17 protein-coding genes are annotated in these 22,118 nt (G+C 74.5%); 7 read left to right on the forward strand and 10 right to left on the reverse strand.

From position 1 onward, the window contains the following. Positions 1-23: 23 nt before the first annotated feature. The 3 genes from yaaA (at position 24) to ACLQ20_RS23760 (ending at position 2,708) form a co-directional block, all read left to right on the forward strand. Positions 24-821: a peroxide stress protein YaaA gene (yaaA, locus tag ACLQ20_RS23750; protein ID WP_425857718.1), complete on the forward strand. Its 798-nt coding sequence runs from the start codon at positions 24-26 to the stop codon at positions 819-821. A gap of 101 nt (positions 822-922) precedes the next feature. After that, the gene (locus tag ACLQ20_RS23755; protein WP_151454376.1) at positions 923-1,597 is read left to right on the forward strand and encodes a hypothetical protein; all 675 of its coding nucleotides are present in this window, start codon (positions 923-925) and stop codon (positions 1,595-1,597) included. Positions 1,598-1,733: 136 nt separating this feature from the next. Beyond that, complete coding sequence (locus ACLQ20_RS23760; RefSeq protein ID WP_425857719.1) at positions 1,734-2,708, forward strand: TAXI family TRAP transporter solute-binding subunit; 975 nt, start codon at positions 1,734-1,736, stop codon at positions 2,706-2,708. Positions 2,709-2,718: 10 nt separating this feature from the next. On the opposite strand, the gene ACLQ20_RS23765 is transcribed toward ACLQ20_RS23760, so the two are convergent. From ACLQ20_RS23765 to ACLQ20_RS23775, 3 genes are all read right to left on the reverse strand, one after another. Beyond that, on the reverse strand, positions 2,719-4,173 hold the full coding sequence (locus tag ACLQ20_RS23765) for a sensor histidine kinase (RefSeq protein WP_327031075.1): 1,455 nt from the start codon (positions 4,171-4,173) through the stop codon (positions 2,719-2,721). A gap of 9 nt (positions 4,174-4,182) precedes the next feature. Beyond that, complete coding sequence (locus ACLQ20_RS23770) at positions 4,183-4,839, reverse strand: response regulator transcription factor (protein ID WP_132235788.1); 657 nt, start codon at positions 4,837-4,839, stop codon at positions 4,183-4,185. A gap of 132 nt (positions 4,840-4,971) precedes the next feature. Next, on the reverse strand, positions 4,972-5,283 hold the full coding sequence (locus tag ACLQ20_RS23775) for a hypothetical protein (RefSeq protein ID WP_425857720.1): 312 nt from the start codon (positions 5,281-5,283) through the stop codon (positions 4,972-4,974). Between the two features lie 114 nt (positions 5,284-5,397). On the opposite strand from ACLQ20_RS23775, the gene ACLQ20_RS23780 reads away from it, so the two are divergent. Both ACLQ20_RS23780 and ACLQ20_RS23785 read left to right on the forward strand, forming a co-directional pair. Further along, positions 5,398-5,736: a DUF952 domain-containing protein gene (locus ACLQ20_RS23780; protein ID WP_425857721.1), complete on the forward strand. Its 339-nt coding sequence runs from the start codon at positions 5,398-5,400 to the stop codon at positions 5,734-5,736. Positions 5,737-5,895: 159 nt separating this feature from the next. Continuing rightward, positions 5,896-6,438 carry an acyltransferase gene (locus ACLQ20_RS23785; RefSeq protein ID WP_151454371.1) on the forward strand — a complete coding sequence of 181 codons (543 nt, stop codon included), beginning with the start codon at positions 5,896-5,898 and terminating at the stop codon, positions 6,436-6,438. A gap of 57 nt (positions 6,439-6,495) precedes the next feature. Here ACLQ20_RS23785 and ACLQ20_RS23790 read toward each other — a convergent pair whose 3' ends face one another. The 4 genes from ACLQ20_RS23790 to ACLQ20_RS23805 form a co-directional block, all read right to left on the reverse strand. Continuing rightward, entirely contained in the window at positions 6,496-8,241 is a 1,746-nt protein-coding gene (locus ACLQ20_RS23790) for a CDP-glycerol glycerophosphotransferase family protein (RefSeq protein WP_425857722.1), read from the reverse strand. A 175-nt stretch (positions 8,242-8,416) separates the two neighbouring features. Beyond that, the gene (locus ACLQ20_RS23795) at positions 8,417-9,700 is read right to left on the reverse strand and encodes a nucleotide sugar dehydrogenase (protein WP_151454369.1); all 1,284 of its coding nucleotides are present in this window, start codon (positions 9,698-9,700) and stop codon (positions 8,417-8,419) included. A 4-nt stretch (positions 9,701-9,704) separates the two neighbouring features. Further along, entirely contained in the window at positions 9,705-11,276 is a 1,572-nt protein-coding gene (locus tag ACLQ20_RS23800; RefSeq protein ID WP_151454368.1) for a glycosyltransferase family 2 protein, read from the reverse strand. Further along, complete coding sequence (locus ACLQ20_RS23805) at positions 11,273-12,844, reverse strand: glycosyltransferase family 4 protein (protein WP_425857776.1); 1,572 nt, start codon at positions 12,842-12,844, stop codon at positions 11,273-11,275. Before ACLQ20_RS23805 ends, ACLQ20_RS23800 begins: the two co-directional genes overlap by 4 nt. A 286-nt stretch (positions 12,845-13,130) precedes the next feature. Here ACLQ20_RS23805 and ACLQ20_RS23810 point away from each other — a divergent pair, with 286 nt between their 5' ends. Continuing rightward, positions 13,131-14,411, forward strand: coding sequence for a hypothetical protein (locus ACLQ20_RS23810; RefSeq protein WP_327031072.1), 1,281 nt, complete (start codon positions 13,131-13,133; stop codon positions 14,409-14,411). A 15-nt stretch (positions 14,412-14,426) separates the two neighbouring features. Here the strand turns inward: ACLQ20_RS23810 and ACLQ20_RS23815 are convergent, their stop codons facing one another. Further along, on the reverse strand, positions 14,427-16,238 hold the full coding sequence (locus ACLQ20_RS23815) for a hypothetical protein (RefSeq protein ID WP_327031071.1): 1,812 nt from the start codon (positions 16,236-16,238) through the stop codon (positions 14,427-14,429). Positions 16,239-16,384: 146 nt separating this feature from the next. Further along, complete coding sequence (locus ACLQ20_RS23820; RefSeq protein WP_425857777.1) at positions 16,385-17,956, reverse strand: glycosyltransferase family 4 protein; 1,572 nt, start codon at positions 17,954-17,956, stop codon at positions 16,385-16,387. Positions 17,957-18,187: 231 nt separating this feature from the next. Between ACLQ20_RS23820 and ACLQ20_RS23825 the strand changes: the two genes are divergently transcribed. After that, positions 18,188-19,363, forward strand: a complete 1,176-nt coding sequence (locus tag ACLQ20_RS23825; protein WP_151454981.1) for an acyltransferase — start codon at positions 18,188-18,190, stop codon at positions 19,361-19,363. Between the two features lie 153 nt (positions 19,364-19,516). Here the strand turns inward: ACLQ20_RS23825 and ACLQ20_RS23830 are convergent, their stop codons facing one another. After that, the gene (locus tag ACLQ20_RS23830) at positions 19,517-22,081 is read right to left on the reverse strand and encodes a glycosyltransferase (RefSeq protein ID WP_425857723.1); all 2,565 of its coding nucleotides are present in this window, start codon (positions 22,079-22,081) and stop codon (positions 19,517-19,519) included. Between the last annotated feature and the right edge of the window lie 37 nt (positions 22,082-22,118).

Below are 22,118 nucleotides of genomic sequence, written 5' to 3' on the forward strand. Positions count from 1 at the left end.
CGCGCCGAGCCGAGGAGTCACCGATGCTCATCCTGCTGCCGCCCTCCGAGGGGAAGGCCGACGCCGGCACCGGCCGGCGGCTCGACCTCGCCGGGCTCTCCCTGCCGGAGCTGACCGGCGCCCGGGAGGAGGTGCTGACGGCGCTGGTCGCGCTCAGCGCCGACGGCGACGAGGGGGCGGCCCTGGCGGCACTGGGGATCAGCGAGGGCCAGCGCGGCGAGTTGCGCCACAACGCCCGGCTGCGGGCGGCGGCCACCGCGCCCGCCGGCCGCGTCTACACCGGGGTGCTCTACGAGGCGCTCGATCTCGCCTCGCTGCCGGCGACCGCGCAGCGGGCCGCCCGCCGGTCGGTGCTGATCAGCTCGGGGCTCTGGGGCGCGGTACGCCTCACCGACCGGATTCCGCCCTACCGGTGCCCGATCGGGGCGCGGCTGCCGGGGCTCGGGGCGCTGTCGGCGTACTGGCGGCGGGCGCTCGCGCCGGCGATGGCCGCGGCGGCCGGCGACGGGCCGGTGCTCGACCTGCGTTCCGGCGCGTACGCGGCCACCTGGGCGCCGCGCGGCGAGGTGGCCGACCGCACGGTGACCGTCCGGGTGCTGCACGAACGCGAGGTCGACGGCGTGCCCGTCCGGTCGGTGGTGAGCCACTTCAACAAGGCGACCAAGGGCCGGCTGGTCCGCGACCTGCTGACGGCGGGCACCCGGCCGCGTACCGTCGGCGGGCTGCTGACCGCGCTGCGCGACCTGAAGTATCCGGTGCTGGAGCAGCCCGCCCCGCCCGGTCGGCCACGCCAGGTCGACGTGATCGTCACGGAGCTGTAGGACAGCCGCAAGATTTCCTCAAGGCTGGGGCCGATCGGTTTCCCCGGCGGCGTCGAGCGACCACGGTAGAGGGACCCCGACGCCGACAAGGAGTGCCCAAGTTGGCTCCCGAACAGATCCTGCTCGATCGGCCGCGCCTGCCCGCGACGCCGCCGCCGTTGGACTGGTCCACCCTGGCGGACGCGTTCGAGGCCGCCTGCCTGCTGCGCTGCACGCCCCCGCCGGCCGTCGTCGGCACCCGCCGGCCGGCGGCGGAGCACCGCCCCCCGTCGGTGGAGTTCAACCGGGAGGAGGCGGCGCACCGCATGCGTCAGCTCCTCCACCGGCTGGACGTCCCCATCGAGCACGAGGTGACCGTGGGCGGCCTGCGCCGCCGCTTCGAGCTGCACCGGCTCTCCGTGCCGCACCAGCACCGGCCGGCGTACGCGAGGACGCTGGAGGCCGGCTGGCGGCAGGGCCGGCGCGAGCTGCTGGGCGGGCCGGTCCCGGGCGCGTCGACCGTACGGCGGGCGTGGCGGCCCCGGCTGGCCGCCGCCGCCTGGCGGGCCGCCCTGCTCGCCGGTGGGCGGCACGTCCGCCGGCACATCCTCGGCGTCCGGATCACCGACCGGGAACTGGCCGCCATCCTGGTACGCGGGGCCGCCCTGCTGGACGTTCCGGCGCTGCTGCGCCCCGGCACCGGCTGTTACCTGGTCTGTGTCGCCGACGGCCCGGACCGCCAGCGGATCCTGCACAGCACCGCGCTGGATCCCGCCCACCTGCGCGAGCGGTCGTGATTGCCGGGTGAGCACGTTCGGCGGCGCTGCGGACCGGTCGCGTACCGCAGCGAGCTGACCATCGTCACCGACACCCGCCGGGTTCCTAGCCCGGTCGGTGGGCGGCGGGTTGCGGCGACGGCCCGCACGGCGCAGAGTGCAGCGCGTGAGTCGCACCGGGTTCCGCCGTGTCCGCCCGCGCCGTGTCCACCCGCCGGCGCTGCTGGCGCTGCTGCTGGTGGTGGCGTTGCCCGGCGTCGCCGGCTGCCAGGACGCTCCCGAGCCACCGGTACGGATCCGGATCGCGACCGGCAGCCCGACGGCGGTCTACCACGCCTTCGGGCAGTCCCTGGCCGCCGTGCTCAACCGGGAGCTGCCGGACGTCCGGGCCAGCGTGGTGGTGACCGCCGCCTCGGCGGAGAACGTCCGGCTGGTCGGCTCCGGCCAGGCCGAGCTGGGTTTCACCCAGGCCGACGTGCTGCCGGCGGCGCCGGCGACGCACCCGTCCGTGGTCGCGGTCGCCCGGGTCTACGACGATCTGCTGCACCTGGTCACCACCGCCGGCGGTCCCGTCCGCACCCTGAACGACCTGCGCGGGCGGCGGGTGTCCGTGGGCGCGCCCGGCTCCGGCACCGAGATCACCGCCGTCCGGCTGCTGGAGGTGGCCCGCCTCGGTGGTGACCGGGTACGCCAGGAGCACCTCGGCCTCGACGACTCGGTCGCGGCGCTGCGGGCCGGCACGATCGACGCGTTCTTCTTCTCCGGCGGGCTGCCGGTCAGGGCGCTGGAGCAGCTCACGGACGACAGCGCGACCCGGATCGTCGACCTCGGCGAGTGGACCGGGCCGCTTCGCGAGAGCAACCCGGAGGTCTACGTCTCCCGCGACATCCCCCGCTCGGTGTACGGCACCGACCCGGTGACCACGGTGGCCAACCCGAACTTCCTGATCGTCCGGGCCGACCTGCCGACGCCCCTGATCCGGGAGGTGACCCGGCTGCTGATGGAACGCCGCCAGGAGTTGGCCGCCGCTCATCCGGCCGCCGGCCGGATGAGCCCCCGCTCGGCCATCGCCACCGCCCCCCTGCCGCTGCACCCCGGCGCCGCCGACTGGTACCGCGCCGCCAAGCCCTGACCCGCCGCCGCTACACCCCGACGCCGCTGTCGAGCTGCCCGGTGGCGCGGGGCGACGCGGGAGCGCCGTCGCGGCCCGACGCGGCGGGAGCGGCGTCGGCGGGGGCGGGGAACCAGAGGCCGGCGACCAGGCCGCGCGGCTCGCCCCCGCGCATGGTGAGCCGCCCGTCCGAGGCGTCGACCAGCACGGCGACGATGGTGAGGCCCAGCCCGGCCCCGTCGATGTTCTGCACCTCCGGGGCCCGCCAGAACCGCTCGGTCGCCTGCCCGAGCTGGCTCGCCGTCATGCCCGGCCCGGTGTCCCGGACCTCCAGCGCGGTGCCGTCGCCGTCGTGCCGGACGGTCACCGTCACCTCGCCACCGGCGTCGCTGAACTTGACCCCGTTGTCGATCAGCGCGTCCAGGGCTTGGTCGATGGCGGTCGGCACGGTCCGCGCGTACGCCGGGGCGTCCCCGGCCACCAGCCGGAGGGTGATGCGGTGGTGCCGGGCGAGCGGCTCCCAGGCGGCCACCCGGGACGCGGCGACGGCCGCCGCGTCGACGGTGACCCGCTGGTTCTCCCGCCGCTCCGCGCGGGCCAGGGTCAGCAGCGCGTCCAGCACGAGGGCCAGCCGGTCGGTCTCCTCCAGGGCCAGTTGGTGCTCGGCACGCCCGTCCGCGTCGGTGAGGCTCGGCCCCAGCTCCTCCACGCGCAGCCGCAGCGCGGTCAGCGGGTTGCGCAGTTGGTGGCTGGCGTGTGCGACGAACGCCCGCTGCCGGTCCATCACGTCGGAGACGACGTCGGCCATGTGGTTGAAGCTGGTCGCCAGGCGACGCAGCTCCGGCGGGCCGAGCCGGTGCTGCACCCGTGCGCCACGGTCCCCCTCGGCGATCTCATGGGTGACCGCGTCCAGCTCGGTGACCGGGCGCAACACCCAGCCGGCCAGCCCGAACGCGGTCAGCACGCAGGCCAGCACGGCGAGCAGCCCCGTTCCGGCCAGCGCCAGCCACCAGACGGTCACGGCCCGCCGGACCGGATCGGCGGGGGTGGTGATGACCACCGCCCCGAGCACCTCGCCACCGTCGTTGATCGGCACCGCCACGACGATCGGCCCGTCGACCCACGGCCAGACCGAGTCCGGCCCGCTGGCCTGCTGGCCGGAGAGCGCCATGTCCAACGCCTCGCGGGAACCCGGGGCCATCCGCCAGCTCCCGGAGGCCGCCACCGTCCGACGCTCCCGGTCGACCACCGCCGCGCCGATGTCGTACAGGGCGTCGTAGCTGCGCAGCTCGTTGGCGAGCGGGCCGGGGGTGCCGCCGCGCAGCGCCGGGCCGGCCAGCGAGGCGAACCGGGTGGCGTCGGCGAGCCGGTCGGCGCGTACCCGGTCGGTCTCCCGGTTCGCCAGGGTGATCGCCAGCGGGGTCTCCAACGCGATCAGCACCAGCACCATCAACAGCAGATAGCTGATCACCAGCCGACGTCGCACGGCGTCCCCTCACTCGCCGCGCAGGCGGTAGCCGACCCCGCGTACGGTCTCCACCAGGCCGGGGTCGCCCAGCTTGCCACGCAGCGAGCCGACGTGCACCTCGACCGTGTGCCCGTCGCCCCAGGTCGAGCCCCAGGCGTCGAGCAGGATCCGTTCCCGGGCCACCGCCACGCCGGGCTGCCGGGCCAGGGAGAGCAGGACGTCGAACTCCTTGCGGGTCAGCGCCACCGGCCGGCCCCCGACGGTGACCGTCCGGGCGGCCACGTCGACGCGTACGGGCCCCACCTCGATCAGGTTGCGCTCCGGCACGGCGTGCGCCGCGCGGCGCAGCACCGCCTCGATGCGCGCCTGGAGTTCGGTCATGGAGAAGGGCTTGACCACGTAGTCGTCCGCGCCGAGCCGCAGGCCGAGCACCCGGTCCCGTTCCTCGCCCCGGGCGGTCACCGCGATGATGCCGAGCTGGCTGCTGCGCCGCCGCAGCTCCCGGCACAGGTCGGTGCCGTCGCCGTCGGGCAGGGTCAGGTCCAGCAGCACCAGGTCGCAGGGGGCGGCACAGAGGGCCGCGGCGACGGTCGCGGCGTGCTCCACCTCGTACCCCCGGCGGGTGAGGGCGGAGGAGAGCGCGGCGGCCACCCGGCGGTCGTCCTCGACCAGCAGGATGCGCACCCGGGGCCCCCATTCGTCGGCTTGTCGACCCGAATGGTGGCAGAAACCCGCTCGCGGCGGGAGGGCCGGTCCCACGCCGGCCGCTCCCCGGTCGGAGGTGCGGCCCGCCGCCGGCGGGGCAGGCCGGCCGGATCAGAGACCGAAGATCTCGTCGGCCGTGGCGTCGCGGACCCCGTCGACGAAGCCCCGGAAGCCGGGGTCGTGGTGGCTGGCGGGCACGCTGGTGACGATCTCGCCGGTGGCCTGGGTGACCGCGTCGACCAGGGGTGGGTAGTCGATCTCGGCGTCCGGGAGGGTGTCGTCGTCCGCCTGACCGAGGTTGATCACGTGCTGCACGTCCTCGGTCGGGGTGTCCGGGTCGCCGGCCCACTCGCCGCCCGCCCGGTGGCACTCGTCGTACAGCGCCCGCTGGCTGTCGGTCCAGTCCTCGTCGTAGCTCTCCATCGCCATCCCTCCGCGGCCCGCTGCCCCGAGCATGCCGGGCGGCGGCGGGCACCGGGGCGGTACCGGGAAACCGGGACGGCCGCCGGCGGGACCGGCCGCGCGTAGGCTGCCGGGGTGATCTACAAGCTCCTCACCACCACCGAGTGGGACGACGCGCTGGCCGCCGGCCACCTCGACGGTACGGCGCTGGACCGACAGTCCGGGTTCATCCACCTCTCCGGCGCCGACCAGGTGGTCGGTACGGCCCGGCGGTACTTCGCGGGCGCCACCGGGCTGACCCTGCTGACGGTGGACCCGGACCGGCTGGGCGACGCGCTGCGCTGGGAGCCGTCGCGCGACGGGCCGCTCTTCCCGCACCTGTACGGCCCGCTGCCGGTGCCCGCCGTGGTGGCCGCCGACGCGCTGCCGGCGGACCTGCCGGTCGCCGACGCGGTGGCGGCGCTGCTCGCCTGACGGGTCGCTATGCTACGCCGAGTCCGCTCCCCCGGCCTCGCCCGCGCGCCCCGGGGCGGGTGTGGCAGAACCGATCCGCGCGATCGACGCCCGCCCGGCGTACGCCGACGCGGATCACCGACGGCGCGACGCCGCGCCCCGAGCCATGCGAGTTGAAGGATGACTGACAGCAGTTCCCTGCCCCCCTCCGTCTTCGTCCACCCGACGGCCGACGTCGAGGAGGGTGCCCGCGTCGGCGACGGCACGAAGGTCTGGCACCTTGCCCACATCCGGTCCTCGGCGCAGGTCGGCGCCGGCTGCGTCATCGGCCGCAACGTGTACGTCGACGCCGGCGTGACGGTCGGCGACCTGGTCAAGATCCAGAACAACGTCTCGGTGTACCAGGGCGTCACCATCGAGGACGAGGTCTTCGTCGGCCCGTGCGCGGTCTTCACCAACGACTTCCGGCCCCGGGCGCAGAATCCGGACTGGACGATCACGCCGACCCTGGTCCGCCGGGGCGCCTCGATCGGCGCCAACGCCACTCTCGTCTGCGGCATCGAGGTCGGCGAGTACGCGATGATCGCGGCCGGCTCCGTGGTGACCCGGGACGTGGCGCCGTACCAGCTGGTCGCCGGCAACCCGGCGCGCCCGAAGGGCTGGGTCGACGAGCGCGGCGAGGTCGTCTCGCGGGACGTGGAGAACCCGCCGCAGCGGGGCTGAACGGACGACGCGGGGGCGGTGACCGGCACCACCGGACACCGCCCCCGCGTCGACGCGTCAGCCGCAGAGCCGGTCGACCTCCGCCCGGAACCGGTCCATCGCGTTCGGCTCGTCCGGGCCCAGCAGGTACGTCTTCAGCTCCCGACGCGCCTCGGTCATCGGGTCGTCACCGGCCCGGGTCACCGCGACGATCTTCGGCAGCTCCCCGCAGTCCGCACCGAGCAGGTACGCGGCCCGCGCCGTGGGGTACCGGCGGCGGAACTCGTCCTCGGGCAGCCCGGCCGGGTTCGCCACGACGTACGGCCGCTGGCTCTGCATGAAGTCCGAGACGACGCTGGAGATGTCGCTGACCAGCAGGTCGGTCTGGTTGAAGCAGTCGAACAGCCCCGGCGCCCGGCCGCTGACCACGAGGTGCGCGTCGCCGGCCAGCGAGGTCGCGTCGCTCTGCCCGCCGGCGGCCCGGATCCGACGGATGATCCGGTCGTTGGCCGACCGGGCCTTCGCCGACCGGCTGCCGGTGAGCGGGTGCGGCTTGTAGATCACCCGCACCCCGGGGGTCGCCAGCAGGCCGGCGACGATCCGCTCGCCCATCAGCACCACGGAGGTGTGGTAGACCTCCTCCTCCAGCCAGCCCTCCCAGGTCGGGGCGTAGAGCACGGTGAACGGTCGCTCCGTGGCCGTCGAGCCGAAGGTGTGCACGCCGGCCAGCTGCGGCCGGCCGATCTCGACGATGTCGCGGTCGAGCACGCCGACGCCGCTGAGGGCGTAGCGTTCCCGCCCCGCCGGACCGGCCACCCAGACCTCGTCGTACACCTTGCTGTAGGGGTTGACGCTGGCCTGCTTGTCGCTGTCGCCGTGGCCGACGAAGACGTGCTTCACGCCCGGCTCGCGCAGCAGGTGGATGTTGGCGCCGACGTTCGCCACGTAGAGGGCGGCGCGGAGGCTGCCCAGTTCGAGGTTCATGAAGTCGGTGCCGGCGGGTACGCAGACCACCGGCAGGCGGGTGTCGGCGAGCGCCCGGAACGCCTCCTCCTGGCGCATCAGCACCACCGCCCGCCGGCCGGTCGCCTCGACCGGGGCGAGCCACATGTTGGCCTGGTAGACGTCCTTGACCGGGCCGGCGAAGTAGAGCGCCAGGTCCGGCTGCTCCCGGGCGAGCCAGCTCTGCACCGCCGGCAGCGCCGAGGTGGCCCGGCCGCGCCCGCGCAGCCAGGTCAGCGCGAGCACGGCGGCGACCAGCGCCCCCGCCACCAGGGTGACCGCCGCGGTGAGCACCACCGGCGCCACGTCGTCGGCCAGCACCGCGACCACGGCCGCCGGCACCAGCAGCAGGTTGAGCAGGGGCAGCCGGTCGCCCTCGACGGCGACGGCCCAGGCCGGCGGCCGGGGCGCACCGGAGGACCGCCCGACCTCGATGTTGCGGACGAAGGCGACGGCGGCGGCGCCCCGCTCGCCGAGGCGCGCCAGCACCCCCGTGCCGAGGGCGAGCGCCAGCAGCGCCGCGGGCAGCAGCAGCACCAGGACCAGCGCCGTCGGGCCGGGGCGGACCGTCGTCACGATCAGCAGGACGACCGCCAGGTCCCGGGCCAGGTGCCGGTACAGGCTCCCGATCCCGGCCTTGTCCAGCAGTACCCCGCCGGCCGGGCGGCGCAGCAGGGTGAGTTCACCGGCGGCCACGGCCAGGCCGGCGACCGCGAAGGGGATCATCCAGCCGAGGGCCCCGGCCAGCACCATGACGGCGTACGACAGCAGTAGCGCGCCGATGAGGCCGGCGTCCGGCTGCCTGCGCAGTTTGCTGAACAAAGACACACTCCCCTATCGATCACCGGCGAATCCGGGCAGGTGCGACCTTAACGTGGCATGTCCTTCGAGTATTGCCGGGGTGTCGCGCAGCCCACCAGCGGGCCACGGCGGCACCCCGCTCGACGCGACGGGGCCCCGGCCGTTGTCGACCGGGGCCCCGTGACGCGACGGCGGATCAGCCGCCGATGACCACCCGCCGCACGCCGGCCCAGCGGGCCGCGTCGGTGACCCGGCGGCCGTCGACCAGGACGGTCACGCCGGGCAGGTCGGCCGGGCTGAGGGTGCGGTACTCCGCGTGGTCCGCCTGCACGACGGCCGCGCCGAGCGGCTCACCGTCGTACGGCGGCAGGCCGTGCGCGGTGAGTTCCTCGGCGGTGTACATCGGGTCCGAGACGTACGGCCGGGCACCGCGCCGCCGCAGCGCGTCCACGGTCGGGAAGACACCGGAGAAGGCGGTCTCCTTGACGCCGCCCCGGTAGGCGGCGCCCAGCACCAGCACCCCGACGTCGGTCAGGTCGCCGTAGGCGGCGGCGAGCAGGTCCACCGCGTACTCCGGCATGGCCGCGTTGGCCTCGCGGGCCGAGCGGACGACGGTGGCCGCCGGGTCGTTCCACAGGTACATCCGGGGGTAGATCGGGATGCAGTGCCCGCCGACCGCGATGCCCGGCTGGTGGATGTGGCTGTACGGCTGGGTGTTGCACGCCGCGATGACCTTGGTGACGTCCACGCCGACGGTGTCGGCGAACCGGGCGAACTGGTTGGCCAGCCCGATGTTGACGTCCCGGTAGGTCGTCTCGGCCAGCTTGGCCAGCTCGGACGCCTCGGCGGAGCCGAGGTCCCAGACGCCGTTGGGCTGCGCCAGGTCGGGCCGCTCGTCGAAGTCCAGCACCGCCTCGTAGAAGCGCACGCCGTGCTCCGCCGACGCCTCGTCGACGCCGCCGACCAGCTTCGGGTAGCGGCGCAGGTCGGCGAAGACCCGGCCGGTGAGCACCCGCTCGGGGCTGAAGACCAGGTGGAAGTCCTTGCCCGCGGTCAGCCCCGAGCCCTCCTCGAGCATCGGCGCCCAGCGGTTGCGGGTGGTGCCGACCGGCAGGGTGGTCTCGTAGCTGACCAGGGTGCCCGGCTTGAGGCCGGCGGCGATGGCGCGGGTCGCGTCGTCCATCCAGCCGAAGTCCGGCACGCCCTCGGCGTCCACGAAGAGCGGCACGACCACCACGACCGCCTCGGACTCGGCGACCGCGGCGGCGGTGTCGGTGGTGGCGGTCAGCAGCCCGGCGGCGACGGTCTCCTTGAGCTTGACGTCCAGGTCGGTCTCGCCCGGGAAGGGCACCGCCCCGTCGTTGACCAGCCCGACGACCCGCTCGGAGACGTCGGCACCGATCACCCGGTGGCCCTTCGTGGCGAACTGCACGGCGAGCGGCAGACCGATCTTCCCCAGCGCGACGACGCAGATGTTCATGGAACTACTTTCCTCCTAGTGGAAGCCTGCGCCGCAGGCGGGCCACCACCCGGCGCAGCGTCACCGGCGAGACGGCGATCACCAGGTGGCCCTTGTGGTTCGTGGTCGTGGTGAACACGTACAGCTGTCCGCCGTGTCGGTGGAGCACCCGCTGCCGGACCGGCGGACGTGGCCCGCGCAGCGGGGTGGAACCGCTCTCCCCGGCCGCCACGGCGGTGACCCGGACGGTCCGGGTCCGCCCTCCGGGCGGGAGGCCGGCGAGCAGGTCGACGGCCCGGAACGTGACCCGGACGGTGGTCCCCAGCGGGTCCTCCGTCAGGCCGGTGACCGTGCCGGCGGCCGAACCCACCTTGAAGGTGAGCCCGCCGTCGGCGAGCTCGGCGAGCTCCGGCCAGGGGCTGCGCGCGGCGACCGTCAGCGTCCTCTCCCCGCCCCGGTCGGGGGACCAGGTCGCGGAGACCGCCTCCAGCCGGGCGAGCCACTTGGGGTCGGACCGGCTGACCTCGAACCACTCCTCGGACAGGGCGGAACGGGGGTCGCCGAAGCCAGGGTACAGGGCGTACCAGCGCTCGTCCTGCACCACCGTGGGCGGCAGCCCCTCCTCGACGTCCTGCCTGATCACCGCCCGCAGGTCGGCGAGCGACCCGAGCCAGGCGGCGCCGATGCGCACCCGGGCGGTGACGCCCAGCCGGTCCCGGATGGGATCCGTGAGGTGCTTGCGGGCCAGGTTGGCCACGCCCGCGCGGACCTGTTCCTGGACGTCGGGCTCCAGCGTCAGGAAGTCGTCCTGGAGCAGCTTGGCGATCTCCCAGGTGAAGTGCCGGTACAGCACCGCGTCGCGCCGCTCGCCGGGCTCGATCAGCTCCGCCACCACCTCGACGACGCGCTCGACGCCGCGCAGCCGGGCGAGGTGGTTGCTGCGGTAGGTGATGTTGCCGGCGTTGAGCCGCTTGACCGCGTAGTAGTAGTCGTAGTCGGCGAGCACCGAGATGCGCCCGGCCCGCAGGCACGCCTCCAGAGTGAACGGCTGGTCGCTGCCGACCGGCATGTCCTCCGGGTAGCGCAGCGCGTACTTCTCGATCAGGTCGCGCCGGAACAGCTTGGTGTTGGACAGGGCGAACGGCAGCGCGGAGGCGAAGAGGTCCACCTCGGCCCGGGTGCTCTCGAAGATCGCCTGGTGGACGTAGCGTTCGTTGACCCCGACCATCCGGCCGAGCAGCACGTCGGAGCCCCACTCGTCGGCCGCGGCGACCATCCGGGCCAGCGCCTCCGGCCCGAGGTGGTCGTCGGCGCCGATGAACAGGACGTAGCGGCCGGTGGCGTGCTCCAGCGCACGGTTGCTGGGGGCGGCGGGGCCGCCCGAGTTCGCCTGGTGCAGCACCTTCACGGTGCCCGGGTACGCCGCCGCGAAGCGGTCCAGCTCGGCGCCGCTGCCGTCGGTGGAGCCGTCGTCGACCGCGACGACCTCCAGCCGGTCCAGCCCGATGGTCTGCTCCACCAGGGAGGTCAGGCACCGGGTCAGGTCCGGCATCGTGTTGTAGACGGCCGTCACCACCGTCACGTCGGGCGTGGTCACGCGCCGACCCGCAGGGCTGGCGGCTCGGCGCCCGGGGTGGTGTCGTCACCGCCGGCACCGCGGCCGGCGGGCAGCAGTCGGGAGTAGACGCCGTCGAGCACCCGCGCCTGCGACTCCCACGTCCACGACTCCAACAAACCCGGACGCTCGTACGCCTCCCGATAACGCCCCGGATCCCCCAACACCGCACGCACCACCCGCACGAAGTCCCCCACATCCTCCGCCCGGAACACCTCACCCTGCCCCGTCGACCGCACCGTCTCCGCCATCGTCCGCACATCACTGACCACCAACGGCAACCGCGCATGCGAATACTCGAAGAACTTCGTGATCAACGCGATCTCATGATTCGGCCAATGATGAATCGGAATGACCCCCACCGAAGCCCCCGACAAGAACGGCACCACCTGATGATGCGGCACGTACGACAACACGTGCACCCGCTCGGCCACCCCCAACTCACCCGCCCGCACCACCAACCCCTTCACGTACGCGGAGTCGGGCTTGTTGACCACGAAGGCGGCGTGCGCCCCGGGCAGTTGCGGCAGCGCCTCGACCATGACGTCGAGGCCCCGCCGCGCGGCGGCGACGCCGCTGTAGACCAGCAGCGGCACGTCCGGCCCGATCCCGCAGAGCTGGCGGATGTCCGGCGCGGGCTCGTCGCCCGGGCCGGGCAGCTCGGCCAGCGAGGGGGCGTTGAGCACGACCTCCGGCCGTTCGGCCAGGCCGTGCTCCTGCTGCAACAGGTCGGCCAGCCCGCCGGAGACGGTCGTCGCCGCGTCCGCGTACGGCACGAACTCCCGCTCGTGCGCCATGTTGCCGGGCAGCCACCGGACGTTGTCGCGCCACGCCTGCACGCCGGGGAGGTACTCGTGGGCGTCCCAGACGACCGCGACCCGCCGGCCCTTGGCGGCGGCCCGCAGCTTGGCCCGGGCGGCCACCCCGAGCATGCGGAAGTCGTTGGCGTGGATCAGGTCCGGCCGCAGTTCGTCGACCGTCGGGCCGTAGGCCAGCTCGTAGTCCCACAGCCCCGGCTCCAGCCGCCGCCAGGCGCCGTCGCCCTGCACGGCCTGCCAGAACCTGGTGTACGCCCGGTCCAGCGGCCCGTCCAGCTTCTTCCGGTCGCGCCGGGACCGGGTGAGCTGCCAGTGGCGGAACGAGACCCAGCGGCGGGTCGCCCCGGCGACCAGCTCCTCCGCGCGCAGCGCGTGCCACCGCAGGGGTGACGGGCGGCCGGCGCCACCGGCGCGCGCGGCCACCGTCAGGGCGGCCCGCCGGAAGGTCAGGTCCGCACGCCAGGCCTTCATCGCCTGGCTGCGGTGCGCGGCGATCCCGGTGGGCGGGTACGCCAGCGGCCAGCGCAGCCAGCCACGGCGGAACTCGTGCCGGCGCTTGGCCAGCGGCTCGGGCATCGGCAGCAGGCGCACCTCGGCGTCGCCGAGGTGCCAGCTCTGTTCGCGCCCGGCGGATGTGCGGCCGAGCAGGACGACCTCCCAGCCGGCGTCGGCGGCCGAACGGGCGGCCTTCTGTACCCGGGAGTCACCGTTGACCCCGTTGTCGACCAGCATGACAACACGCCCCCGGGCGCCGGCGCCGCCGTTCAGCCCCATCGTCTGCTACTCCGCCTCTGCCCGGTGCTGTCCGGCCGGGTCACCCGGCCCGGATCCCGAGCGATTGTACGAGACCGCCGGCCGGCGCCCTCGCACCATGGATGTGGGAAAGCGCGGGTCGACTTCGCCTCCGCGCGCCCCGGAGCGTACCCTCCCCGCTGTCCGTCCCGGCGCCGACCGCGTCGATGCGCGCTCCGCGCGAGGAAACTGTCAGCCGGATACCTTCCGCCGGAAGTAGGGCGAGATGTCGAGTAGCCAAAACCTCGGTGGCGCGCCGGTGACCGCGCCGGACGCCCGCCGGGCCCGCCTCCGGCTGGTGCTCGGCCTGCTCGCCGCCGCCGCGCTCGGCAGCCTGCTGTGGGTGGGCCGCTGGGAGACCGCGCCGCAGCACGCCTACCCGGACACCTACTGGTACGCCCGGCAGGCGGTCACCGCGACCGGCACGCCGTCCGCCGAGGCGGACCGGTTCGCCGCCCGGCTGGTCTGCCGCCAGGGCATGCCGAGCCCGCGCCCGGGTATCTCCTGCGTCGCCGGCACCCGGCAGTGGGCCGCCAGCATGCCCCCGCGCTACCAGCGGATCTTCACCACCCGGCCCGGCTACTCGCTGACCGTGGCACCGTTCGTGCTGGCCTTCGGGGAGCGGGGAATGGTGCTGGCCACCGCCGCGCTCGCCGTGCTGGCCGGCGTGTTGGCGGCCCTGGCGGTCCGGCTGCTCGGTGGCGGCCTGGTCAGCTCGCTCGCGGCCACCGCGCTGCTCTTCCTCCTGCCCACCGGGTTCTGGCTGAGCCGGCTGCTGGCCGAGGCCGGCGCGACGGCGTTCGCGTTGGCCGCGCTCTGCGCCGCCATACCCCTGCTGCGGCCGGGCGGCTCGACGCGCGGCCGGCTGCTGCTCGGCGGCGCGGTGCTGGCCGCGCTGCTCGGCTCGACCGTCACCCGGCCGGCGACCGGCCTGCTGCTGTCGGGCGCGCTGACGGCGGTGCTCGGCGCGCTGACCCTGGCCCGCCGCCGCCGGGCCGGCTGGGAGCCGGGGCTGGTCGTGCTCACCGCCGCCTGCGGCGTGGCCACGGCGGTCTGGCTCGGCCTCAGCGCCGCGCTGGACATCCCCGGCGCGGCGGAGACGCTCCAGGACAAGTTCACCGTGCACTTCACCCGGCCGGACGTGCCCGACCCGTGGCCCCGCCTGGTGGAGCTGAACCGGGACTTCTGGCCCGCCCAGCTCAACGCCTGGTGGAACGGGGGCGCGCCGCTGGCCGCCTCGCCGTTCCTGGCCCTGCTGCTGGTCGGCTTCGCCGCCCTGTTCCGGGCGCTGCCCGGCCGGGCCGCGCTGCTCTTCGCCACGGCCGGGGCGACCGGACTGCTCACGCTGGTGGCCCACCCCAAGGAGTCCGAGGCGGACCGGCTGGTCCTGGTCATCTGGCTGCCGGTGGTGGTCGGCCTCGCCATGCTGCTGGGCAGACCCGCCCGGCCCGCCCCGGCGCCCGCCCCGGACACCGCGGTCGGACCGGGGCAGCAGCCCCCGGAGTAGGAACCGCCCGGGCGGTCAGCGGGTCAGCGGGCGGACGTCCCAGAGCCAGACGTCGTCGACGCGGCGGCCCGGACCGAAGCACGCGTCCAGCACCGCGCGGAGCGCCTCGGCGCGGGGATGCCGGGGCAGCGCCACGGCGTCCGCCCGCCAGTGCCGCACGTCCAGCTCCGCCTGCGCGCGTTCCGCGGGGGTGATGGTGACCGGCGCCGGGCGTTCCCCGGTGGCCACCTGGGTCAGCAGGACCGCGGTGGGCCGGGGATCCACCCCCCACCGGCCGGTGTCGTCGGTGGGCGAGGTCGGTCCGAGGAAGTAGCCCTGTGGCACGGCGAAGCCGGCACCCGCGGCGGCGCCCCAGCGCACCGAGGTCATGTTCTCCACCGGCACCGGCACGAGCGTCCGCCCGGGCGCGACGTGGTCCCGCCACCCGCCGGCGGTGACGAAGTCGGGCACCTCCGGGCGACCCACGGCCGGCAGCGGGGTCGGCAGCAGCGGCACCAGGGCGACGGCCAGCGCCACCGCGACCAGCGGCCGGACCGGCACGACGCCCACCCGGGCCGGGACCCGGCCGGAGAGCAACCGGTCCACCACGATCGCCATGAGCACCCCGAGGGCGGCCGTGGTGATCAGGGCGAAGCGGGCCACCACCATCGCGTCGACCACCGGCAGGCCGTTCAACAGCCGGAACGGCCCGGGGACCCCGGGCCCGCGGACCGCCCAGTTGATCGTGTTGCCCAGCGAGAAGAGCGCCGCCAGCACCGCGGTGAAGCCCAGCACCCGGACCAGGTGCTCCCGGCGCAGCCAGGCCATCGCGGCGACCGCCACCAGCACCAGCGGCCAGCCGTAGAAGCTGGCCTCCTCGGTCACGTTGGCGGCCAGCCGGCGGTCACCCTGCGGGCCGCCGCCGAGCGACTCGGTCGCGTAGCTGAAGTAGGAGGCGAGCCGCAGGGCGTACTTGTCGGGGTCGGTGGGGTGTCCGCTGCGGTGCTGCGGGCCGAGGAACTGCATCCAGAGCGGGTACGCCGTCACCAGCAGGGTCAGCGCGCCGGCGACACCCAGCACGGCCAGCGCCCGGGGGGCCGCGGCCAGCGCCGCCCGGGGCCGGAACAGCACGTGGCCCAGCAGCGCCATCACGCAGGCCAGGGCGAGGATGAAGAGGATCTCGACGCTGACGAAGAACTGCGCGGAGACCAGCGCGCCGAGGATGAGCCCGTCGCGCAGCGGGCGCCCGCCGCGGGTGAGTCGGGCCACCCGCCACACGATGAGCGGGACCAGCCACTGCGCGGTGACGTGCGGGTGACCGTTGCTGTGCGAGATGAGGGCCGGCGCGAAGGCGCAGCAGGCGGCGCCGACCAGCGCCGCCGCGCGGTTGCCGACCACGTGCCGGGAGAGCACCCAGTACCAGGCGAAGCCGGTGCCGGCGAGGTTGAGGGTCATCAGCACCAGGTAGGACAGCGAGGCGCCGCCGAGCAGGGTGACCGGCGCGAGCAGGATGCCGGGCAACTGGATGCCCACGTTGGTCATCAAGTTCACGCCGTCCGGCGCGTTCTGCAACGTCGTGAAGAACGGGTTCTCCAGGTTGGCCACCGCGTGCGCCGCGTGGGCCAGCATCCACTCGTTGAAGTCCTGGTCCGCCGGCTGCGCGCCGAGCACCCGGCCGTGCACGTCGCGCCAGCCCCGGGCGGTCACCCAGAGCGCGCCGGCGAGAAGGACGAACACGGCGACGAGGTCCGGCCGGCGCCGGCGGGACTCCCGGGGCGGATCAGCCGGCGCGCGCTCCTCGGCGGCGTCGGTGGAGAGGTCTGTCGCCGGGGGATGCGCTGCGGTCACGGTGCCCGATCCTACTCATGGGGACACGCTCCACGGTGCCTCCGCTCCGGCCGCATCGCCGCCCACCGCGCCCCGTCGCCGCCGACGGCCGGGCATGCGGTCAGACCCCCGACCTGCCGCGGCCGCTCAAGGGCGGGGCCGTGCGATCAGACCCCCACCTGCCGGGGCGAGTCGGGCGCGGACCCGGCCGCCGGGCGGTGCGCCGGAGCGGGCGGGTGGTCGGGCAGCAGTCGGGAGTAGACACCGTCGAGCACCCGCGCCTGCGCCTCCCACGTCCACGACTCCAACAAACCCGGACGCTCGTACGCCTCCCGATAACGCCCCGGTTCCCCCAACACCGCACGCACCACCCGCACGAAGTCCCCCACATCCTCCGCCCGGAACACCTCACCCTGCCCCGTCGACCGCACCGCCTCCGCCATCGTCCGCACATCACTGACCACCAACGGCAACCGCGCATGCGAATACTCGAAGAACTTCGTGATCAACGCGATCTCATGATTCGGCCAATGATGAATCGGAATGACCCCCACCGAAGCCCCCGACAAGAACGGCACCACCTGATGATGCGGCACGTACGACAACACGTGCACCCGCTCGGCCACCCCCAACTCACCCGCCCGCACCACCAACCCCTTCACGTACGGGGCGGCGGGGCGGGGCACCACCAGCGCCACGTGCGCGCCGGGCAGCTCGGTGAGCGCCTCGACCATGATGCCGAGGCCCCGCTGTTCCGCGGCGGCACCGCTGTAGACCAGCAGCGGCACGTCCGGCCCGATCCCGCAGAGCTGACGGATGTCGGGCACCCCGTCGCCGCCGCCCGCCGCGTCCGCGCTGCTCGGGGTGTTGAGCACGACGGTGGGCTGCTCGGGCAGGTGGTGCCGCTCGCGCAGCAGGTCCGCCAGCCCGTCGGAGACGGTGAGCACCGCGTCGGCGTACGGGGCGTACTCCCGCTCGTGGGCCGTGTTGGCCGGCAGCCACCGGGGGCTGTCGTTCCAGCGCCGGATGCCGGGCAGGAACTCGTGGGCGTCCCAGACCAGCGCGACGCGCCGGCCCTTGGCGGCGGCCCGCAGCTTGGCCCGGGCGCCGACCCCGAGCATGCGGAAGTCGTTGGCGTGGATCAGGTCCGGCCGCAGCTTGTCGACCACCGGCCCGTACGCCAGCTCGAAGTCCCACAGCGCCGGGTCGAGCCGGCGCCAGGCGCGGTCTCCGGCCACCGTCTGCCAGAACTTGGTGTAGAGCTGGTCGACCGGGGTGGCCAGGTCCTTGCGTGCCTCCTGGGCCCGGCTGAGCTGGCGTCGACGCAGCGACACCCAGCGGCGCGACACCTTCGTCGCCAGCAGCTCACCCCGCAGCAGCTGCCGGCTCAGCGTCAGCCCGGCGGAGGATCGCCCCTCCCCCCGGGCCTGGCTCAGCGCACCGAGCCGCGCCTCCAGGTCGGCGCGGCGGGCGCGCACCTCCTGCTCGCGCCGGGCGGCGATGCCGGTGGGCGGGTACGCCAGCGGGCCGCGCACCCAGTGGCGGCGGAACTCGTGCGGCGCCCGGGCGAGCGAGGTGGTCATCGGCAGCAGCCGGACCTCGGCCCCGCCGAGCTGCCAGGTCTTGACCTTGCCGGTGGCCGAGCGGCCCAGCAGGACCACGTCCCAGCCGGCCTCGGCGGCCGAGGCGGCGGTCTTCTGCACCCGGGAGTCGCCCTCGACGGCGTTGTCCACGAGCATGACCACCCGGCCCCGGGTGGCGGGGGTGGCCGGTCCGGCGGCGCCGTCGGTCATGGGTGTCTCCTCCGTCCGTGCGGGCCCGTCGGGCCCCGGCGAGTGTACGGCAGCGGCAGCCGCCCGGACGCCACGCTCCCGGTGCGCCGGGGCGGTCGACAGCCGTCGCGCGGCGGTCGACCCAACGGCTGCGGCAGCGTCGGCGGACACCACCGCCCGGGGCACTAGCATGGCCCGGTGACCGCCTCCCACCCTGTCAACGTCGCGCCGGCCGTCGGGGCCGGCCCCGCACCGTCGCCGGCCCCGCACCGGTCGGACGGCGCCGTCGCCACCGCGCAGCCGGAGGGCCGGGCCGGCGGACCACCACCTCGCGAGTACGGGCTGGACGCGCTGCGGGTCGTGGCGATCTGCGGCGTGGTGGCGATCCACGTCTTCGGCGTCGTCGTGGGCCAGGACGACCTGCGCGGCAACCTCGGCTGGTGGGTCGCGACCGCCATCGACATCGGGGCGATCTGGACCGTGCCCGCGTTCATCATGATCAGCGGGGCGTTCGTGCTCGATCCGCGGGCGCACCGGGCCGGCCCGGCCGCGTTCTACCGCAAGCGGTTCGCCCGGATCCTCCCCGCCATGATCGTCTGGCACGTGGTGTACGTGGTCGTGGTGCGGATGGCCATGCGGGGCGAGGAGGTGAGCCTCACCCTGCTCACCCGGCTGCTGATCGACGGCAAGGTCTTCACCGCGCTGTACTTCCTCTGGCTGATCGCCGGGCTCTACGTGCTCGCGCCCGTCCTCGCGCCGTTCCTGCACGCCGGCGGGCGGCACCGCGCGCTGGTCACCGCCGGGGTGGCGCTGGGCTGGACCATGGTGGCGTACATGATCCCGGGCATCGCCCTGATGCTGGGTGACTCCCGGCCGAACATCCTGACCAGCTGGAACCGGTGGTGGCCGTACGTCGGCTTCTTCATCGCCGGCTGGGCCCTGCGCCGGGTGGTGCTCAACCGGCTCTGGACGACGCTCGCCCTGCTCGGCGCCGGCCTGCTGCTGGCCGAGGCGATCTGGCAGTTCGGGGTGGCGCCCGAGCACCGCCTGCTCCAGGTCACCTTCCCGGTGATGGCGACCGGCACCCTGGTCGCCGCCGCCACCCTGCTGATCTTCATGGCCTCGGTGAGCATCGGGTCCCGGGTCACCTGGCGCCCCGCCGTGGGCCGCCTGGTGACCCGCCTCTCCGACGCCTCGTTCGGGGTGTTCCTGATCCACCTGCTGGTCTTCGAGGTCTTCCGGCAGCTCATCCCCGACGTGGAGGCCGGGCGGTCGCTGGTGGTCATCGGGCTGACCTACCCGGCCGTGCTGGTGATCTCCTTCGCCGTCTCCATGCTGGCGTCGAAGATCCCGTACGTGCGGGCGGTCTTCTGACCGACACCGCCGGCGGTCGGCCGGCAGCGACGACGGCGGCCCGGACGATTGCGATCGTCCGGGCCGCCGCCTGTCGGAGATGGGCCGCCACGCCGACGGCCGCCCGCCTCCCGCAGGCAGCGGGGGACGGGCGGCCGTCGGACCGGCGTGGCCTCAGCCGAGGAACGAGGTGAGCTGGCGGGCCGTCCAGGTGCCGTCGTGGTAGGTGCGGGCGTACTCGGCGGAGGCGAGGCCGATCTTGGCGGTCGCCTCCCGGTCGTCGAGCAGGGACTCGATGACCGTGGTGAGGTCGGTCGGGGTGGCGTTGACGATCGGCAGGTCGCCGCCGACGGTCTTGGTGACCTGCTCGCTGAGGTAGGCCACCACCGGCTTGCCGGCGGCCATCGCCTCCACGGCGAAGGTGCCGAAGCTGCCGGTGGTGAACTGGTCGAGCACCAGGTCGCAGTCGCGGACCAGCTCGCGCATCTCCGCCCAGGCAACCCCCTCGGCCAGCCGCAGCTCGATGACGCCCCGGTCGTGCAGGGCCTGCATCGCCGGCAGGATCCGGTCGGTGCCCTTGGTCCACCGCTTGGAGGGGGCGTGCAGCACCAGCGGGCGGGACCGCTGCATCACCGGCCGGTCGCAGGCCCACGCGTCGACGTCCACCACCAGCGGGGCCCACGTCGCCCAGGGCAGGTCCTCGAGCAGGTCCGGCGTGGTCACGAAGGCCGGCAGCCCGCACTCCTCGGCCACCCGCCGGTTGCGCTCGGCCTTCTTCCGCAGCTTCGCCGCGATGCCGTCGGGCGCGTCGCTGAACAGGGAGAACTCGTGCCGCTGCTGGTGCCGGTCCGGATGCCGGATCTCGCTGCCGTGCGCCAGCAGCGCGACTTTGATCCCGGCCTTGCGCAACGCCGGCAGGTCACCCTCGATGTTGTCGCCGTTGAGCTGGCCGAACAGCGGCATGAACGCGTCCACCAGCACGTGGGTGTACTGGCTGAGCACCCGGTTGACCTGCTCCAGCTGGAAGTCGAGCTCCGGCTGGCGCAGCGAGTCGAGGTAGACGTCCGCCGGGTAGTCGAACGAGCCGGGCAGCTTGTTCATCACCACCTGCACCGACACGTCGGCGTTGTCCCGGCAGATGGCCCTGGCGAAGGCGGCGGCCTGACCGGCGTAGTTGGCCGGGCCGAGGCCGAGGCGGATCGGCGTGTCACCGAGCTCGCGCCAGCCGCCCAGGGGCCGCGGCTCGGCCGTGCCCGTCGACGGTGCGGTGACCGGACGCTCCTGCACCGTCCAGGGCACCTCGCGCGGGCCGGCCGGCGCGACGCCGGAGAGGTCCCGGTAGAGCTGGAGCAGCTTGCTGCTCTGCCGCTCCCAGGACAGCTCGTCGAGGATCGGCTCGCTGATGTGCGCGGCCAGCTCGGCCCGGCGGGCGGTGGCCCGCCGCGTCGCCTCCACGAAGCCCGCCACGTCGCCGGAGGTGAAGGTCTCCCCGATGTCGTGGCCCTCGACGAACGCCCGGACCACCTGCACGTCGCTCGTGACCAGGGGAAGGCCGGCGTGCAGGTACTCGGAGACCTTCGTCGGCAGGGACAGCTCGCAGTTCGGGGTCCGCTGGAACGGGATCAGGCCGAGGTCGGCGGAGCTGAGGTAGTCGGCGACCTCGTACGGCGCGACGTAGGGGACCACGTGCACCCGGTCCCGCGTGCCGGTCGCCTCGGCGCGGGCGAGCAGGTCCTCCAGCAGTGGGGTCATCCGGCCGCTGACCAGGGCCAGGTGGTGCTCCGGCAGCTGCGGCAGCGCCGCGATGACGGTGTCCAGCCCGCGTTCCTTGCCGATCCAGCCCGCGTACACCATCAGGGGCACGCCCTCGGCGACGCCGGCGCGCTCCCGCACGGAGGCGGTCACGGCGCCGCTGCGGATGCCGTCGCGCACCGGCGAGTTTCCCACCACCATCGGGGTCTTCGGCAGCCCGTACTCGGTCTGGAGCTTCTCCGCGATCTGCTCGGAGACGGTGACCACCGCGTCGGCCCGGCCGATGAACTCCCGCTCGGCGGCCCGCACGCCACTGGCCTGCTGCGGCTTGGGCCAGGCGACGCCCTGCACGTACTCGTGGGCGTCGTAGAGCCAGACGCAGCCGCGCCCGCGCGCCCGCAGCCGCGCGGCGCTCATCGCCGCCGTCGGGATGGTGTTGATGTCGTTGGCGTGGATGACGTCCGGCTCCAGCTCCTCCAGCACCGGCCCGAACGCCAGGTCGATGTCGACAAGCGTCGGCCAGTCGGTCCGCCAGTCGCCGGTGGGCGGCAGCGGCTGGGTGCTGTGGAACTGTTCCCAGCCCCAGGCCCGCAGCCGGAACTGGTGCACCGCCTCGTGCGCCCGCAGCCAGGCGCGCGGCGGAGGGTTGCGCTTCGCCGTCTGCGTCCGGAGCCAGGCCTGGTGCGAGGCGCGGTAGCGGGCCAGGGCGGACTTGTCCGGGATGCCGAACTGCGTCACCGTGCGGCGGATCCGGTGCTCGCGGGCCGGCCGGCGGGACAGGGTCTGCGGCACCGGCACCCGGATGACCTGGATCGGCCCCATGGCGGAGCGCTCCGGCTCGCCCTTCTTGCGGCTGCTCCGGCCCACCAGGACCACGTCCCACCCGTCCCGGGCGGCGGCGATGGCAGTCTTCTGTACGCGGGAGTCGCCGGTGATGCCGTTGGCGACCAGTACGACGAGCCGCGGCGCTCGGCGGGGCGTTGACATGCGCTGTCCTTAGGTGGGAGGAGGGCTGGCGGTGCGA

It is taken from the genome of Micromonospora sp. DT46 (genome assembly GCF_049841735.1).
Classification (GTDB): domain Bacteria; phylum Actinomycetota; class Actinomycetes; order Mycobacteriales; family Micromonosporaceae; genus Micromonospora; species Micromonospora reichwaldensis.